General features: G+C 70.8%; 16 protein-coding genes. 9 read left to right on the forward strand and 7 right to left on the reverse strand.

The genetic code is table 11. The annotated features are described in order from the left end of the window. The first annotated feature begins 2 nt into the window (after positions 1–2). The 3 genes from dhaL (at position 3) to BKD30_RS06080 (ending at position 1,986) form a co-directional block, all read left to right on the forward strand. Positions 3–695 (forward strand): dihydroxyacetone kinase subunit DhaL, encoded by a 693-nt coding sequence (gene dhaL / locus BKD30_RS06070; protein WP_235861526.1) that lies wholly within the window; start codon positions 3–5, stop codon positions 693–695. Next, entirely contained in the window at positions 692–1,444 is a 753-nt protein-coding gene (gene dhaM, locus BKD30_RS06075; RefSeq protein WP_076703187.1) for a dihydroxyacetone kinase phosphoryl donor subunit DhaM, read from the forward strand. Before dhaL ends, dhaM begins: the two co-directional genes overlap by 4 nt. 119 nt (positions 1,445–1,563) lie before the next feature. Continuing rightward, entirely contained in the window at positions 1,564–1,986 is a 423-nt protein-coding gene (locus BKD30_RS06080) for a YkvA family protein (protein ID WP_076703255.1), read from the forward strand. An 80-nt stretch (positions 1,987–2,066) separates the two neighbouring features. Here BKD30_RS06080 and BKD30_RS06085 read toward each other — a convergent pair whose 3' ends face one another. After that, positions 2,067–3,413: an amidase gene (locus tag BKD30_RS06085; protein WP_076703189.1), complete on the reverse strand. Its 1,347-nt coding sequence runs from the start codon at positions 3,411–3,413 to the stop codon at positions 2,067–2,069. Continuing rightward, positions 3,406–4,839, reverse strand: a complete 1,434-nt coding sequence (locus BKD30_RS06090) for a TIGR00366 family protein (RefSeq protein WP_076703191.1) — start codon at positions 4,837–4,839, stop codon at positions 3,406–3,408. Before BKD30_RS06090 ends, BKD30_RS06085 begins: the two co-directional genes overlap by 8 nt. Positions 4,840–4,910: 71 nt before the next feature. On the opposite strand from BKD30_RS06090, the gene BKD30_RS06095 reads away from it, so the two are divergent. After that, on the forward strand, positions 4,911–5,729 hold the full coding sequence (locus BKD30_RS06095; RefSeq protein WP_328586895.1) for a FadR/GntR family transcriptional regulator: 819 nt from the start codon (positions 4,911–4,913) through the stop codon (positions 5,727–5,729). Positions 5,730–5,828: 99 nt separating this feature from the next. On the opposite strand, the gene BKD30_RS06100 is transcribed toward BKD30_RS06095, so the two are convergent. Next, positions 5,829–6,908, reverse strand: coding sequence for an HhH-GPD family protein (locus BKD30_RS06100; protein ID WP_083956062.1), 1,080 nt, complete (start codon positions 6,906–6,908; stop codon positions 5,829–5,831). A gap of 86 nt (positions 6,909–6,994) precedes the next feature. Here BKD30_RS06100 and BKD30_RS06105 point away from each other — a divergent pair, with 86 nt between their 5' ends. Beyond that, positions 6,995–7,672 carry a hypothetical protein gene (locus BKD30_RS06105; protein ID WP_076703194.1) on the forward strand — a complete coding sequence of 226 codons (678 nt, stop codon included), beginning with the start codon at positions 6,995–6,997 and terminating at the stop codon, positions 7,670–7,672. A gap of 98 nt (positions 7,673–7,770) precedes the next feature. Here the strand turns inward: BKD30_RS06105 and disA are convergent, their stop codons facing one another. The 3 genes from disA to BKD30_RS06120 all read right to left on the reverse strand — a co-directional run bounded on the left by disA (position 7,771) and on the right by BKD30_RS06120 (position 11,541). Beyond that, complete coding sequence (disA, locus tag BKD30_RS06110; protein ID WP_076703196.1) at positions 7,771–8,835, reverse strand: DNA integrity scanning diadenylate cyclase DisA; 1,065 nt, start codon at positions 8,833–8,835, stop codon at positions 7,771–7,773. A 53-nt stretch (positions 8,836–8,888) separates the two neighbouring features. Further along, a complete protein-coding gene (radA, locus tag BKD30_RS06115; protein ID WP_076703198.1) occupies positions 8,889–10,334 on the reverse strand; it encodes a DNA repair protein RadA in 1,446 nt (481 codons plus the stop codon). An 82-nt stretch (positions 10,335–10,416) separates the two neighbouring features. Further along, on the reverse strand, positions 10,417–11,541 hold the full coding sequence (locus tag BKD30_RS06120) for an FUSC family protein (protein ID WP_235861527.1): 1,125 nt from the start codon (positions 11,539–11,541) through the stop codon (positions 10,417–10,419). Between the two features lie 240 nt (positions 11,542–11,781). Here BKD30_RS06120 and pstS point away from each other — a divergent pair, with 240 nt between their 5' ends. From pstS to pstB, 4 genes are all read left to right on the forward strand, one after another. Next, complete coding sequence (pstS, locus tag BKD30_RS06125) at positions 11,782–12,900, forward strand: phosphate ABC transporter substrate-binding protein PstS (protein ID WP_076703202.1); 1,119 nt, start codon at positions 11,782–11,784, stop codon at positions 12,898–12,900. Between the two features lie 82 nt (positions 12,901–12,982). Continuing rightward, entirely contained in the window at positions 12,983–14,002 is a 1,020-nt protein-coding gene (pstC, locus tag BKD30_RS06130) for a phosphate ABC transporter permease subunit PstC (protein WP_083956069.1), read from the forward strand. Position 14,003: 1 nt separating this feature from the next. Next, entirely contained in the window at positions 14,004–15,110 is a 1,107-nt protein-coding gene (gene pstA, locus BKD30_RS06135) for a phosphate ABC transporter permease PstA (protein ID WP_076703204.1), read from the forward strand. A 48-nt stretch (positions 15,111–15,158) separates the two neighbouring features. Further along, positions 15,159–15,938, forward strand: a complete 780-nt coding sequence (pstB, locus tag BKD30_RS06140; RefSeq protein ID WP_076703205.1) for a phosphate ABC transporter ATP-binding protein PstB — start codon at positions 15,159–15,161, stop codon at positions 15,936–15,938. A gap of 27 nt (positions 15,939–15,965) precedes the next feature. Here pstB and BKD30_RS06145 read toward each other — a convergent pair whose 3' ends face one another. Continuing rightward, entirely contained in the window at positions 15,966–16,988 is a 1,023-nt protein-coding gene (locus tag BKD30_RS06145) for an inorganic phosphate transporter (RefSeq protein ID WP_083956063.1), read from the reverse strand.

The raw sequence follows: 16,988 nt of genomic DNA on the forward strand, positions 1-16,988 counted from the left end.
GCGTGACGGGGGCGGCACTGGACACGGCGTGGGCGGTGCGGTGGGTCCGCGCCGCCGCCGACGCCGTGGCGGAGCACCGAGCGGAGCTGGTGGACCTCGACCGGGCGATCGGTGACGGTGACCACGGCGAGAACATGGACCGCGGGTTCACCGCCGTGCGGGAGAAGCTCGACGACGAGTTCACCGGTCCCGGCGCGGTGCTGAAGATGGTGGCCATGACGCTGATGTCCAAGGTGGGTGGCGCGGCCGGCCCGCTGTACGGCACGGCGTTCCTGCGGGCGGCCACCAGCCTCGGCGACGACGATGCCTCCGCCGAGGCCGTGGCCGCCATGCTGGCCGCGGCCCGGGACGGCGTCGTCAGCCGCGGCAAGGCCGAGGTCGGTGACGCGACCATGGTCGACGCCTGGACTCCGGCGGTGGACGCGGCGGTGCAGGCGGCGTCGTCCGGCGCCTCGCCCGCCGACGTGCTCACCGCGGCGGCCGACGCCGCGCAGACCGGGGCCGAGTCGACCGACGCCCTGCAGGCGCGGAAGGGGCGGGCCAGTTACCTCGGCGAACGCAGCATCGGGCACCGGGACCCGGGCGCCGTCTCGACGGTACTGCTGCTGCGGGCCGCCGCCAGTGCGGCGAGCGCCGGGGCGGAGTCCGCCGCCGGGGCGGACGGCGATGGTGACGCTGCGGAGTCCCGCGGGTGAGCGTCGGGCTGGTCGTCGTCTCGCACAGCCCGAAGATCGCCGAGGGCGTGCGTGATCTCGCCGCCCAGATGGCCGCCGACGTGCGGATCGTCCCGGCCGGTGGCACGGATGACGGCGGCATCGGCACCAGCCTGGAGGTGGTGATGGCGGCGGTCGAGTCCGCGCAGAGCGGCGACGGCGTCGTCGTCCTGACCGATCTGGGCTCCGCCGTGATGACCGCGGAGTCGGTCCTCGAGTTCCTCGACGACGACGCCCGCGCCCTGGTGCGGATACCGGACGCGCCGATCGTCGAGGGCGCCGTGGCCGCCGCCGTCGCCGCCCAGACCGGGGCGGACCTGGACCGGGTCGCGACGGACGCGACGGCCGCGCGGGGCAGCCCCGCCACGTCCGGTGCCGCCGCGCCCGGTGCCGGCGCGTCCCCATCCGCTGCTGCGTCGCCGTCCGCTGCCGATGTCGACGGCCCGACCCGGGCAGGAGTCGGGAACGACGGCACCACGGCCACCGGGACCTTCACTCTGACCAACAAGGTCGGTCTGCACGCGCGGCCCGCGGCGATGCTCGCCCAGGCGCTCGGCGGCCTCGACGCGGACACGCGGATCAACGGGGTCGACGGCGCGTCGGTGATGATGCTGATGACCCTGGCCGCAGGACAGGGCGCGCCCCTGACCGTCGAGGCCACCGGCCCGGACGCCGACCGGGCCGTCCGCACCGTCGAGGAACTCGTGGGTCGCGGCTTCGACGAGGAGTGACGGGGGACCGGCCCGCGGAGCAGTACGGTGGTCAGGCCGACCAACGGGTCGACAGCAGTCCGGGTCGTGCCGCCCCGGTACTCGACGGCCAGCCGGTACCGCTCAGGGAGGACCACGGAGTGAACGTGTGGAGCGCGGTGATCGCGATCGTGTCCGGCCTGCTCGTGCTCTACGCCGTTCTGCTGATCCTCCTGGCTCTGTATGCGCGCAGGCACCCCGAAGCGGTGAGCATGAAGGAGGCGCTGCGGCTGCTCCCGGACCTGCTGCACCTGCTGCGCCGGCTCCTGGCCGACCGGTCGCTGCCCCGCGGGGTCCGCGCTCGCGCCCTCCTGCTGGTGGTCTACCTGGCCCTGCCCATCGACCTGGTGCCGGATTTCCTACCGGTGATCGGCTACGCCGATGACGCCATCATCGTGGCACTGGTGCTGCGCTCCGTCATCCGCAGAGTGGGCCCCGGCCCGCTCGAGCAGCAGTGGCCGGGAACGCCGACCGGGCTCGCCCTGATCCAACGGCTCGCCGGGGAGTCAGACGCCGCACGGTGAGCGGAGCGCGAGATCGCTGGTCTCCCGCTCCGCGAACCCGGCGGCTTCGGTGCGCCGTCAGCCGCTGATCTCCTGGGCCTTCACGAGGTCTCCCACGCCATCAACGCGCTCGCTGTCGCGAGCAACGTGTCGTCGTCGTGGAGGTCACCGACCAGTTGGACGCCGAGGGGCAGTCCGGACGGTCCCTGCAGGAGCGGCAGCGACATCACCGGACAGTGCAGCAGCGTCCACGAGCGGCAGAACACCGGATCGCCCGTTGCTGTGCCGAGCGGCGCCTCACCGACGACAGCCGGGACCATCAGGGCGTCGATCCCGTCGAACACGGTGGGGAGCATCGCCCGGCACCGCGCCGCCAGGTCATGCGCCTGCGCGTACTCGGCCGCCGGGGTGCGCCCACCGCGCTGCAGGAGCTCTCGGAGGCTGTCGCTGACCAGCGCGGGTTCCTTCGCGCAGAGGGCGCCGAGGCTCCGGCTGACCTCGACGTCCATGACCGTCTTCTGGGCTGCGGTCAGGCCGTCGTAGGCCGCCGGAAGCGTGACGGGGACGAGGTCCATCCCGCTGTCCGAGAGCCGATCGGCGAACTCTTCCAGGGCGGTCCTGGTGGACCCGTCGGCTTGGTCCCACTCGATCGGCCGGGCGAAGCCGATCCTCGGCGGCCTCCCCACCCCGGGTGCTTCGCTCCCGGTTGCCGCACCGGGCACGCGCGGTGCGTCATGCGCGGACCGCTCGGAGCGGAGAACGTCGAAGACAGCCGCGGTGTCCGCGACGCTGCGGCTCAGTATCCCCACCGTGTCCAGCGTCTCGCTGATGGAGAAGACCCCGGTCCGGTCGATGCCACCGAAGGTGGGCTTGAAGCCCACCACCCCGCAGAAGGAGGCGGGCCGAACGATGGATCCGGCCGTCTGCGTGCCGAGGGCGACGGGGAGCATGCCAGCGGCGACGGCCGCCGCTGAGCCGCTCGACGAACCGCCCGGTGTCCGGCGCGGGTCGTGCGGATTGCGGGTCGGGCCGGGATCGAAGAGGGCGAATTCGGTGGTCACCGTCTTGCCCGTGATCAGGGCACCGGCCGCCCGCAGTTTCCGCACGACTGCCGCGTCACCGGCGGGCCGGTGGCCGCCGAACAGCCTCGACCCGTACTCGGTCGGCAGATCCGCGGTGTCGATCAGATCCTTGATACCGACCGGCAGGCCCCGAAGCGGTCGGCCGGCAGCGTTCGGAGCGTCGTGGTCCAGGGCGTGGGCCGCCGCCCGAACGGCATCGGGATCGAGGCGCGCGAAGGCGTGGATCTGGTCTTCTCGCTCCTGGATGGATCGCAGCTGCTTCTCGGCGATCTCGGCGACGGTCGTCCGTCCGGCGGCCACGGCGTCGACGAGAGCGAGGCCCGGGCCGGCCGCGGCGTGGCACGGTTGTCGGTTCGCTTCAGACATGGGGGACGATCAGCATGGCTGCACCGTAGATCACGAAGCCGACGAGGAACGCCGCGACGGTGAACCCCATTACCTTGCGGACGTTCAACTTGGCGATGGCCAGAACGGGGAGGAGCCAGAAGGGCTGAATCATGTTGGCCACCGCTTCCCCGGCGGCGACCGACATGGACACCTTTCCCAGGTATTCCGGCGACGACTGGCCGAGCTGGCGTGCCGCCTCGACGGCGATGGGTCCCTGCACCGCCCAGTGACCACCGCCGGAGGGAACGAACAGGGAGACGATCACCGAGCCGATGAAATTCAGGAAGGGCAACGTCGCGACCGACGCTCCAGCCACGATGGAGGCGGAGATGACCGTCTGGAGCGGCTTGCTCTGCGCATCCGGAGTGTAGGCCAGGAGTCCGACGATGCCGCCGTAGAGGGGATACTGCAGCAGCAGTGGTCCGCAGCTCTTCGACGCTTCGGTGAACGCTCGGATGAAGCGGACGGGGGTGCCGTGCAGGAGCGCCGCCAGGATGGTGAACAGCATCACCATTGAGGAGATGTTGAGCGCGAAACCGCTGATGACGAAGTAGGTTGCACCGGCCAGGAAGAGCACGACGTTGAGGATCCACAGTCCCTCCAGCCGCTCGGCAAAGGTCGGTCGGCCGCTGCCGGGCTGGGCGGGGGTCTCGTCGGCGGCGATCAGTGCGGCACGGTCGACGCTCCCGGCGTCGGACGGTGCCATCTTCCAGATCAGCAGGGCGAGGGCGGCGACCACCACGAGCACCGTGACGTAGCTGTACGGCTGCAGGATCGTCAGGTTCAGGGGCACCAGTTGCTGGGTCAGCGTGTAGATCACGTTCAGCTTGCTCGTGGGGTCCGTGTTCGCCAGCGCAATGGAGCTGGAGAAGCCATTGGTCCACAACATGTATCCCATGTAGCCCGCGGCGATCATGTAGCCGAAGTTCGCTCCCGAGAGTCGGGCGAAGATGCGCCGGCCCAGCAGTGCGCCCACCACCAGGCCGAGGCCCCAGTTCAGCACGTTGGCGACGGCGGCAGCACCGAAGCACATCAGGGCGCCCTCGACCTGGTTGCGCGGCTTGGACGCGAGCCAGTTCAGGCCCTTTTTGATCAGCGGCGCCTCCGCGAGGGTGTACCCGCTGACCAGGATGAGCACCATCTGCAGGGCGAAGGTGAAGATGTTGTCGGTGCCCCAGACGCCCTGGTACCAGCTCGTGATGATGCCGGTTGCCGACGCGTTCGGCACCCAGAGCAGGATCATCGCCACCACGACCAAGGTCAGAATGACGGCGAACAGGAACGGGTCGGGCATGAACCGTTCGACATACCGCACGCAGAGGTCGGTGAAGCGCTGGACGAGGTTCGGTCGGCGGGTCGCGGTGTTGTCGGTACCGGCCAAGGCCGGTTCTGGCGCGGGTGGCATGGCTACCTTCTCCGGATCAGGGGACAGGCCGGCGGCCGCGTGCCGGAATTGGCTCTGGCTGCCGGAGGGAGGTGCTGCAGGTCACAGCCTGCTCGATTGGCCTATCCAATAGGACACCTGTAGGCTTGTCAACTAGGGTTTCGGTCATGCGTTCGCACGTCACCGGTACCGCCGCGTCCCTGGTGCGTCCGCGGCTGTACGAGCGGATCGTCCAGCGTATCCACCAACTGGTTCTCGACGAGGGCTTCGGCCCGGGGGACAGATTGCCGCCCGAGCGCGAGCTGGCGGTCATGCTCGGGGTCAGCCGGGCCTCGATCAGTCAGGCACTCGTCGCCCTCGAGGTGGTCGGTTTCGTCCAGGTCCGGCACGGAGACGGGATCATCCTGACGTCGAGCGCGCGGAACCCGGGACTGATCGACGAGTTCCGCGCCCATCGTGACCGTCTGCCCGCGATCATCGAAGCGCGGGTTGCCCTGGAAGTGCAGCTGGCCCGGCTGGCAGCCGAGCGGCGCACGGAGGCCGATCTCCGGGCACTCGACGGGGCGCTGGAGTGGATGGCGGCCGAAGTCGATTCCGGGGAGCGCGGGGCGGGCGGTGACGAGCGCTTCCACGCAGCCCTCACCGCGGCGGGACACTTGGAACTGCTGGCAAGGTTCATGGCTGAGATCGCGGAGTTGGTGCGGGAAACGCGGCTGGAGTCCCTGGGGCAGCCGGGCCGCAGCGAACGGTCGCTCGAGGATCATCGACGGATAGCCGCCGCGGTGCGGGACGGCGACGGGGAGGGCGCAGCCCGGCTGATGGGCAGGCATCTGAGTCATGTGGCCGACGTGGCCCTGCTGCGGAAGAGCTCGGAACCCTCCACCGGCCTCGAGCTGGAGACCGATGCGTGAGGCCATCGACGGCGACGCCGTCCCCGGGTCCTCGACGGGCCGTCAGCACGCTGTCGGCGCCGTGTCCGCCGAGGAGGCGGCAACGTCGGTGGGGACGTCTCAATCCGGGAGCCGCACGGTGCGGACGCCGTTGCCGGCGCGGCCACGGGCGCCTACGCCGTCGGTGTCCTCCAGCTGGACCAGTCCGTCCGCGGCGAGCCCGTCCAGCGCCGCGCGGACCCGGTCGTCGTCGTGCCCCAGGCTGGCCAGCACCGCCAGTGCACGGCGGTATCGGACCGGTGGCTTCCCGCTGGAGCCGGCGGTGGGGCCGTCGACGGGACCGGTCGTGGTCCGCAGGAGGGCCGCCACGTCGACGGGCTCGGTGGCCTCCCGGACGACGGCGAGGATCGCGCCGCGTAGCTGTCGAGTGGTCCCGGCCCAGGTCTGACCGGGCGGCCGGTGGTCCGCGGCGGGGCGCCCCGCCGCCAGCCAGGTGCACCGCGCGGCCAGCGGACAGTCGTCGCACCGCGGGGCGCGGGCCGTGCAGACCAGAGCGCCCAGCTCCATCACGGCGACGTTCCACTCGGCCGCATCCGCGTCGTCCGCGGGCAGCAGAGCACGCGCGAGTCTGCTCTCGGCCACGGTCATCGAGGGACGCGGGAGCGCCTGACCCTGCAGGGTCCGGCTGAACACGCGGCGGATGTTCGTGTCCAGCACGACAGCGCGTCGTCCGTGCGCGAAGGCGGCGATGGCCGCGGCGGTGTAGGCGCCCACCCCCGGCAGGGCGAGCAGGTCCGCCTCGTCGTCGGGCACGCGGCCTCCGTGCCGCTCGGTGATGGCTGCGGCCGCCGCGTGCAGCCGCAGCGCCCGGCGCGGGTAACCCAGTCGGCCCCACGCGCGGACGGCTTCGCCGCTCGGCTCGGCGGCCAGGTCCGCCGGGCTGGGCCAGCGGCGCAGCCACTCCTCCCACACCGGCAACACGCGCCCGACCGGGGTCTGCTGCAGCATGAACTCGCTGACCATCACGGCCCAGGCGGTGCGATCCGCCGAGCGCCAGGGCAGGACGCGCGCGTGCCGTCGGTACCAGTCGATGACGGCGGCGTGCAGGGCGCCGAGCTCGTTCGGGTCTCCGGGTGTCCCGGCCCACGCGTGGGCGCGCGAAACCGGCGCCGTGGTGCTTCCCGATCCCGCGTACGCCATGGTCCCGACTCTAGAACAGCCCGGCGTCCGCTCCCGCGGCGCGTCACCGGCCGGAGGCCATCGCCGTCGCCAGTACGCTGGAGCACATGCCATCGAACGGAAGCCGCCGTGGGCCGGATGCGGCCACCTTCCGTCGCCGTCGGCTCGCCGCGGCCCTGATCGTCCTCGTGCTCGTCGTTGCCCTGCTCGGCGGGATCATCGCCGTGGTCACGGCCGTCAGCGGCAGTCAGGCGCCCGGATCGGCGGCCGAGGAGTCTCCCGGCGGCACCGGTGCCGCCAGCGCGCCTCCCGAGGCCACCGCCACCACGGGCCAGCCCTCCTCGTCGTCACCGACGGCCTCGCCGAGTGCGTCACCGTCGGCCTCGCCGAGCGCGACACCGACCTGCGACCCGTCCCGGGTGACGGTGGAGGCCGCGACGGACAAGGCGGTCTACGCGCCGGGGGAGAAGCCGTTGCTGACGCTGCGCGTGATCAACGGCAACCCGGTCCCGTGCGAGGTCAACGTGGGGACGAGCCAGATGGAGTTCATCATCACCAGCGGCCAGGACCGGGTGTTCTCTTCGAAGGACTGCCAGGTGAACCCGTCCGACAACAAGAAGCGCCTGGTCGCTGGTGCCACCGATTCGGCCAACTTCCCCTGGAACCGCAACCGCTCGACACCGGGCTGCGCCACCGTCAAGACGCCACCCCGGCCCGGCTACTACCGACTGGAAACCAAGCTCGGGGACCGGACCAGCGGGCAGACCCTGTTCCAGTTGCAGTGACGCTCGCGCCAGCAGCGTCCCGGCGGCGCCTACACCGGTGACGCCTACACCGGTGACGCTCGTGCCGGCTCCGCTGCGTGAAGCCGACCCGGGCGCGGTCAGCTGAAGCGGTCCAGCAGACTCGTCTCCGCGATCCGCGAGAGGGTCTCCCGCACCAGCCGTGCGCGTTGTTCCCCGACGCCGTCGACCGTCATCAGGTCCTCGACGTTGGCGGCCATCAAGGTCTGCAGGTCACCGAACCGGGCGATCAGCCGCTCGATCACCGGGCGCGGCAGTGCCTGCATTCCGGCCAGCAGCCGGTAGCCGCTGGGCTGGACCGGTGCGTCCAGGTTCTCGCCGGCGCGGATCAGTCCGGCCGTCTGCGCGATCATGGCCAGGTCGATCAGCTCCGCCGACGTCAACCCGCGCAATGCGGCCACGGCGGCCTCGACCTCGTCGGTGGTGAGATCCGCACCGAGGTAGTCACCGAGCAGCATCTGGCTGTCCGGCCCGAGCCCGGTCGCCAGTTCCTCCAGTTGCAGGTCGACGAGCCGGCCGTCGGTGCCCAACTCGGCGACGTACTGCCGGATCTCGTCCGAGATGCGGCGGACCATCTCCTGCCGTTGCAGGGTGACGGCGACCTCGCGGACCGTGGCGACGGCTTCGATCTCGGACGCCGAGAGGGCCGTCGTGACCTGGTCCAGCCGGTTGCGGTACCGCTCCAGGGTCTGCAGCGCCTGGTTGGCGCGGGCCAGGATGGCCGCCGACCCTTCGAGCACGTGCTTGGTGGCGCCCATGTACAGGCCGATGATGCCCATCGATTGACTGACGGAGACCACCGGGAACCCGGTCTGCCGGGCCACCCGCTCAGCGGTGCGGTGTCGGGTTCCGGTCTCGGAGGTCTCGATCGCGGGGTCCGGCATCAGATGCACCCCGGCCCGGATGATCCGGGTCAGGTCCCGGTCGACGACGATCGCGCCGTCCAGCTTCGCCAGCTCCCGCAGCCGGGTGGCGGAGAACTCGATGCCGATGTCGAAGCCGCCGGTGGAGAGCCGCTCGACCGTCCGGTCCCAGCCGAGCACGATCAGCGCTCCGGTGCGTCCGTTGAGAATCCGTTCGATGCCGTCCCGCAGGGCGGTTCCCGGGGCGAGCCGGGCCAGCGTCTCGCGCGGCATGCTGCTCATGGGTGGTTTCGCTCCTGCCGACGGGCCGGACGGCCCGGCGGTACCGTCCGAGCCTAGTGCAGCGCGGCAGCCGTAGGCGTGCGCCCCTCCGGTGCGCCGGGGTAGAGCACGGCCAGGGCCTCGTTCAGGGACGACACCTCCCGGACCGTCACCCCCGCGCGAGCGAGGTCCGGTGCGGTGACCGGGCCGTGCGCGGCGGCGGGCACGATGGCGTGCGTGTATCCGAGCCGGGCGGCCTCCTGCACCCGGCGCAGGATCTCCGGGACCGGTCGAACCTCACCGGCGAGCCCCACCTCCCCGAAGGCGACCATGTTGCCTCGCACCGCCTCGCCTCGTTTGGCCGATGCCAGGGCCAGGGCGACGGCCAGGTCCGCGGCCGGTTCCGTCAGCCGCACACCGCCGACGGTGGCGACGTAGCTCTCGTCGCCACCCACCGGGTACCCGGCCCGCTGCTGCAGCACCGCCAGCAGCATCGACACCCGGGAGGCATCCAGTCCGCTGGTCGCACGCCGGGCCCCGCCCGGAGCGGACGGCGCCAGCAGGGCCTGTACTTCCGCGACCAAGGGCCGGCGTCCCTCCAGGGTGACGGTGACGCAGGTGCCGGGCACCGGTTCCCGGGTGCGGGAGATGAACAGGCCGCTCGGATCGGCCAGGCCGGTGATGCCCTCCTCGGTCAGGTCGAAGCAGCCCACCTCGTCGGTGGGTCCGAACCGGTTCTTCGTGGCCCGCAGCAGCCGCAGCCGAGAGTGGCGTTCCCCGTCGAACTGGCAGACCACGTCCACCAGGTGTTCGAGCAGCCGCGGCCCGGCGATCGACCCGTCCTTGGTCACGTGCCCCACCAGCAGGGTGGTCATGTTCCGCTTCTTCGCCGCCGCGATCAGGGAGGCGGCCACCTCCCGGACCTGGGTGACGCCACCGGCGACGCCGTCCACCTCGGCGCTGGAGAGCGTCTGCACCGAATCGATCACCAGCAGCCGCGGGTCCAGGGCCTCCACGTGGGCCAGTGCGGTGCCGAGGTCCGTCTCCGCGGTCAGGTACAGCCGGTCGGCGACGGCGTCGATCCGCTGCGCACGCAGTTTGACCTGGGCCGCGGACTCCTCGCCGGTCACGTACAGCACGTCGCTGCCACGCCCGGCGAGTTTCGCCGAGACGTCCAGCAGGAGCGTGGACTTGCCGACGCCCGGTTCTCCGGCCATCAGCACGACGGCCCCGGCGACGATCCCGCCGCCGAGCACCCGGTCCAGTTCGTCGACGCCGGTCCGCAGGTAGGCGGCCGCCGTCGCGTCGACCTCGGTGATCGGCTGGGCCGGGGCGGTGACGCGGCCGGCCACTGTGGTGCGGCCGACGACCGAGCCACCGACCTCCTCCACGCTGCCCCACGCCTGGCACTGGCTGCACCGGCCCACCCACTTCGCGGTCGTCCAGCCGCACTCGGCGCACCGGTAGTTCGCGGTGCGGGCATTGGCTCCCGGGCGGCGGGCGGTGGTGCGCGTGCTCATGGTTCCACCCTAGGCAGCGCCGCCGACATTATCGGCAGCCCCTGTGGACGCCCGGGTCGAGGCGGAAAAGAGGCAGCAACCGTCAGTCCAGGTCGGGCAGGAAGTCCCGGGCGTCCTCATGGGACAGGCCGGTGGACTCCAGCAGGTCGACGATCAGCGGGCGCAGCAGCACCACCAGCGTCTCACCCTCCAGGTGCTGGATGCGCAGCATCCGGGGATGCATCCGGGTGGCGACGTCACCGAGCTCGAGCCGGGCCCGCCGGACCAGGCGGTCCCTGCCGTCCTTGCCTCGTTCCACGACGGCCGACGCGAGCGCCTCCACCGCTTCCGCCAGATCGTCCAGCACGGTGGCGATGCTCTCCGCGCCGATCTCGGTGAGGGCGCCGTTGTTCAGCACGGACGCGAGCCGGCGCGCGAACACCCGGCTGTTGCGCAGCGCCAGGTCGACCGCGGAGAGCGCGTCGGCGAGGTCGGCCAGTTCGCCACGGTGTCGCCGGTATGCCGGGGCGAGGGCGGCCACCTCGGTCGAGCCCGTGAGGGTCACCCGCATCGCGTCGATCCTCGGTTGGGTGCCGCGGGCCCGGACGAGTGCGTGCCAGGCGCCTGTGGCGTCCGTGTCCCGGACGGCGGTGGCGCACTCCCGCAGGATCCGGGCCTGTTCGTGGAGCAGGTCGCTCAGCTCGGCGCGGGGCTCGGTGCGCGGGTCGCGGGGCACCAGCATCGTGATCAGCAGGGCGAACGCCCCGCCGACGACGGCGTCGATGCTGCGACTGAACGGCCCGGAACCGGGGGCGGGCAGCAGCACGACAAGGAGGGACTGCAGCCCGAGCTGGGTGGTGAAGACGACGCCGCGATCGAGGAACCGGGCCAGCATGATCGAGACGAAGAGGATGATCGCCGCCTGCCAGAGCCCGTGTCCGAGCACCTGGATCATCACCTCGCCGACCGCGATGCCGAGGGTACAGCCAACGCCGACCTCGAGCACCCGACGCACCCGTGGTTCACGGGAGAAGCCGAGGGAGACCAGGCCGGCGGTAGCAGCGAAGATCGGACCCTGATGGCCCAGCACCAGTTCGGCGAACGCGTATGCGCCGACCCCGCAGATGGTCATCTGCACCGCTGGGACCACGGACTTGCGCGTGCGGGTCAGTCCGACGCGGGAACGCACGCGGAGCAGGCGGCTGCCCCTGGCCCACACCTCGCTCACGCGCACGGAGGCTAGTCTAGGGGCGGGACCCGCGCCACCAGGGCGGTTCCTGCCCAGGGGCGGGGCAGGACCAGAATCACACCGCCCGTGGCGAAGCGCTGACCGCCGTTCACCTGCTGTTAAGACAACCAGCCCGGTCCCGTCACCTGGCCTGTCTATCCTCGCAGCTGTTGTGCTTCGCGACCGTCGCCCGGAATTGGGCCGGCGACGAGTCGATCCTCCCAGGTAAAGGACTACACAGTGAAGTTTGTTCGCGTCAGCCAGGCTGTGGCCGTTCTCGCAGTCGGCACCCTCGCCCTCACCGCGTGCGGGTCGGACAACGCGACCGGCCAGGCCACCGGCGGATCGTCCGCGGCCGCGTCCGGCCCCTCGGTCTCCGGCACCCTCACCGGGACGGGCTCCAGCGCCCAGGCCGCCGCCGTCGACGCGTGGAAGCAGGGCTTCAGCCAGGCCAACTCCGGTGTGACCGTGCAGTACTCGCCGGACGGCTCCGGCGCCGGCCGCAAGACCTTCATCTCCGGTGCCAGTCAGTTCGCCGGATCCGACGCCGCCATGAAGCCGTCCGAGCTCGACGCAGCGAAGTCGGTGTGCGGGCCCAACGGCGCGATCGATCTGCCCGTGTACATCTCCCCGATCGCGGTCACCTACAACGTCCCGGGCGTGCAGGACCTCAAGCTCACCCCGGACACGATCGCCAAGATCTTCCGGGGCAAGATCACCAACTGGAACGATCCGGCGATCGCCGCCGACAACTCCGGCGCGAAGCTGCCCGATCTGAAGATCACCACGGTGCACCGCTCCGACGATTCGGGCACCACCGAGAACTTCACCGACTACCTGTCCAAGGCTGCCCCCTCGGTCTGGACCGACAAGGCGAGCCAGACCTGGCCGTCGTCCCTCCAGGGCGAGAGTGCCAAGGGCACCTCCGGCGTCGTCAAGACCGTCACGAGCACGCCCGGCGCCTTCGCCTACGCCGACGACTCCGCCGTCGGCGGCAGCCTCGGCAAGGCGCAGATCAAGGTCGGCGACTCCTTCGTCGCACTCTCCCCGGAGGGTGCCGCGAAGGCCGTCGAGCTGTCCAAGCCGGCCGAGGGGCGCGCCACGAACGACCTCGCCCTGAACCTCGAGCGCACCCCGAGCGATCCGTCCGCCTACCCGATCGTGCTCGTCTCGTACCATGTGGTCTGCACCAGCTACAAGGACCAGGCCACGGTTGACCTCGTGAAGGCGTGGGAGAACTACGTGGTCTCCGATGCCGGTCAGCAGGCCGCCGCCTCCGCCGCCAAGAGCGCCCCGCTCTCCGCGTCGCTGGCGGCCAAGGCCAAGACCGCGATCGATTCGATCAAGGTCAAGTCCTGACCGCTCCGCTGCACCGCACGCCCGTCCTGGCCGAAGCTCCGGCCGGGGCGGGCATTGCGCTGATACCGGAGGTGACGTGAAGATGACCAGAACCAGTCCAGGGCCGATCGAGGCCCCGCCCGAGGAACGTGATGTGACGACGACGCCGATCAAGAGCGACCCCGAATCCTCCACGGGGGAACCGCGACGACGTGGCGTGAACCGGGGCGCGGTCGGGGACCGGATCTTCTCCGGCGCGGCTCTCGCGGCCGGGGCGATCATCCTGGTCGTCCTCTTCGCCGTCGCCGTCTTCCTGGTGGTCCAGGCGATGCCCGCGCTCCTCGCCCCGCAGCAGCAGGTCGCCGGTGGTCTCGGGTTCTGGCCGTACATCGTCCCGCTGGTGATCGGCACGGTGATCGCCGCCGCCATCGCGCTGGTCATCGCCACCCCGATCTCGATCGGTGTGGCCCTGTTCATCTCCCACTACGCCCCCCGCCGGATCGCGCAGATCCTCGGTTACGTCATCGACCTGCTCGCCGCCATCCCGTCGGTGATCTTCGGTGCGTGGGGCATCCTCTTCCTCGCTCCCGCCGTGGTGCCGGGTTACACGTGGCTGGCGTCGACGCTCGGCTGGATCCCGATCTTCGCCGGCCCCGCGTCCGCGACCGGCAAGACGATCCTGACGGCGTCGATCGTGCTGGCCGTGATGATCATTCCGATCATCACCTCCCTCACCCGGGAGATCTTCCTGCAGACGCCGAAACTGCACGAGGAGGCCGCCCTGGCGCTGGGGGCGACTCGTTGGGAGATGGTCCGCATGACCGTCCTGCCGTTCGCCCGGCCCGGCCTGATCAGCGCCGTCATGCTCGGTCTCGGTCGCGCCCTCGGCGAGACGATGGCGGTCGCGCTCGTGCTCTCCTCGGGTGCGCTCACCGCCAGCCTGATCACGACCGGGAACCAGACGATCGCCGCCGAGATCGCGCTGAATTTCCCGGAGGCCAGCGGCCTGAGTCTGAGCACCCTGATCGCGGCCGGCCTGGTGCTGTTCGTGATCACCCTCGTGGTGAACGTCGTCGCTCGCTGGGTGATCAGCCGGCACAAGGAATTCTCGGGAGCCAACTGACATGTCCACCCTCACCTCGCCCCGTCGCTCGGCCCTGACCCGGAACCGGCTCCCCGGTTCCGCTCCCTGGGTCTCGCTCGCCGTCGCCCTGGTGGTGGGCGCCGCCCTGGCCTCGCTGATCGGGTTCTCGTTCTTCGGTTGGGGCATCTTCGCGGCCCTCGCCTTCACCGTCGTGTACGTCGCCTGGAGCGCGGCCGTCGAGGGACCCCGGAAGGCTCGGGACAAACTGGCCACGTGCCTGGTGGTCGGTGCGTTCCTGTTGGCGCTGCTGCCGTTGGTCTCCATCGTCTGGACGGTGCTCGTCGAGGGTCTGAAGGGCGTGCTGACGCCCGGCTTCCTCGGCACCTCCATGAACGGGGTGAGCGGCATCCAGGACAACCAGAGCGTCAACAACGGCACCCGGGTGCTCGGCGGCATCTATCACTCGCTGATGGGCACGCTGCTGATCACGCTGTGGGCCACGATCATCTCCGTGCCGATCGGTCTGCTCACGTCCATCTACCTCGTCGAGTACGGCAGCGGCAAGCGCCTCGCCCGCGCCATCACCTTCTTCGTCGACGTGATGACCGGCATCCCGTCGATCGTCGCCGGCCTGTTCGCCGCCGCCCTCTTCGCCACCATCATGGGTCCCGGCACCAAGACGGGCTTCGTGGCGGCCGTGGCACTGTCCGTGCTGATGATCCCCGTCGTCGTGCGCTCGAGCGAGGAGATGCTGCGGATCGTCCCGAACGAGCTGCGCGAGGCCGCGTACGCGCTCGGGGTGCGCAAGTGGCGCACCATCCTCAAGGTCGTGATCCCGACGGCGATCTCCGGCATCGCGTCCGGTGTCACCCTCGCCATCGCCCGGGTGATCGGCGAGACCGCGCCGATCCTGGTGACCGCCGGGTTCGCGACGAAGATCAACCTCAACGTGTTCGGGGACTGGATGTCCTCACTGCCGACGTTCATCTACACCCAGATCCTCAACCCGACGTCGCCGTCCAACCCCGACCCCAGCACCCAGCGCGCGTGGGGAGCGGCCCTGGTCCTCATCGTCATGGTGATGCTGCTCAACCTCGCCGCCCGGTTGATCGCCCGTCTCTTCGCCCCCCGGACCTCCGGCCGCTGAGCGCCCCGCGCCCGCTGCCCCGAACCGACCGAACCCGAAGGAAGTCACGTGTCCAAGCGCATCGACGTGAACGATCTGAATGTCTACTACTCGAAGTTCCTCGCCGTGGAGGGCGTCTCGATCACCATCGAGCCGCGTTCGGTGACGGCGTTCATCGGCCCCTCCGGCTGCGGGAAGACGACGTTCCTGCGCACCATCAACCGGATGCACGAGGTGCTGCCCGGTGCCCACGTCGAGGGGAAGCTGCTGCTCGACGGCGACGACATCTATGCGCCCGGCGTCGACCCGGTGAACGTGCGCACCCAGGTGGGCATGGTGTTCCAGCGGCCCAACCCGTTCCCCACCATGTCCATCCGGGACAATGTGCTCGCCGGCGTCAAACTGAACGGCAAACGGCTCGGCAAGCGTGCCGAGGACGAGATCGTGGAGACGTCCCTGCGCGGTGCCAACCTGTGGAACGAGGTCAAGGACCGGTTGAACAAGCCCGGTTCCGGGCTGTCGGGCGGGCAGCAGCAGCGGCTGTGCATCTCCCGCACCATCGCGGTGCAACCCGATGTGATCCTGATGGACGAGCCCTGCTCCGCGCTGGACCCGATCTCCACCCTGGCGGTCGAGGACCTGATCAACGAGCTCAAGGAGAAGTACACCGTCGTCATCGTCACCCACAACATGCAGCAGGCGGCGCGGGTGTCGGACCGGACGGCGTTCTTCAACATCGCCGGCACCGGCAAGCCCGGCAAGCTGATCGAGTACAACGACACCCGCACGATCTTCAACAATCCGTCCGTGAAGGCTACCGAGGACTACGTCTCCGGCCGCTTCGGGTGATCACCGCGCCACTCAGCCCGCCAGGGTTCAGCCGGCGAGACTGACGAGCGGGTCGATGGCCAGGCACAGCACCGCCCCCAGCAGCAGGCACGCCGGCACGGTGAGGATCCAGACGCCGACGATGCGGGCGGCCAGTGGCCGGTTGATCGCCACGGACCGGTGGTTCGCGGCCGCGCCGAAGAGGCCGGCGGCCACCGTCTGACTGCTGGAGACCGGGACGTCCAGCACCGCCGTGCCGCCGAACATGAGCAGGGCGCTGACCCATTGCGTCACCATCGCACGCAGGGGATCCAGGCGAGCCAGCCGGTAGCCGAGCGTGTGGGTGATCCGCCAGCCGCCGATCAGCGAACCGGCGGCACCGAGGAGGGCGACGGCGGCGACGACGCCCACGAGGGAATTCGATCCGGGTTGCACCGTCCCGGCGGTGATCAGGGCCGCGGTCATCACCGTGATCGCCCGCAGCCCGGTCTGCATCCCGTGTCCCAGACCCACGACCGCGGCACCGACGGCCAGCGCGGCCCGGTTCCGGGTGGACAGGAAGCGCACCTCCTCGTTCCGGTCCAGATAACCCAGGACGGCGACCGCGACCCAACTGAGCAGGAAGGCCGCGACCGGGGCGAGGAGCAGCGGTATCGCGACCGTGATCCAGAACTGGCCGTTGACGCCGTCGAGGGGCGCCTCGCGGCCGAGCAGCAGCGCGGCCGCGGACGCGCCGACCAGGCCGGAGACGAGGGCGTGCGTCGTGGACGACGGGAGAGACCACCAGTAGGTCAGCAGTCCCCAGCAGCAGGCGGTCAACGCACCGGAGAGCAGCACGCTCAGCCCGGCCGCCCCTGCCGGGAGGGTGAGCCAGTCGGCCACCGTGGAGCCGAGGGCGGCTCCGGCGGCGGCCCCGAACGCATTGAACACGGCGGCGACGACGACGGCGATGGACGGCGTGAGCGCGTGGGTGCGGACCGCGGTGGCGATGGCGTTGGAGACGTCGTGGAAACCGGCGATGAACACCATCGCCCCCGTCACCGCCAGGGTGGTCAGGAGCAGCAACTCCAC

It is taken from the genome of Tersicoccus phoenicis (assembly GCF_001968835.1).
GTDB lineage: Bacteria > Actinomycetota > Actinomycetes > Actinomycetales > Micrococcaceae > Tersicoccus > Tersicoccus phoenicis.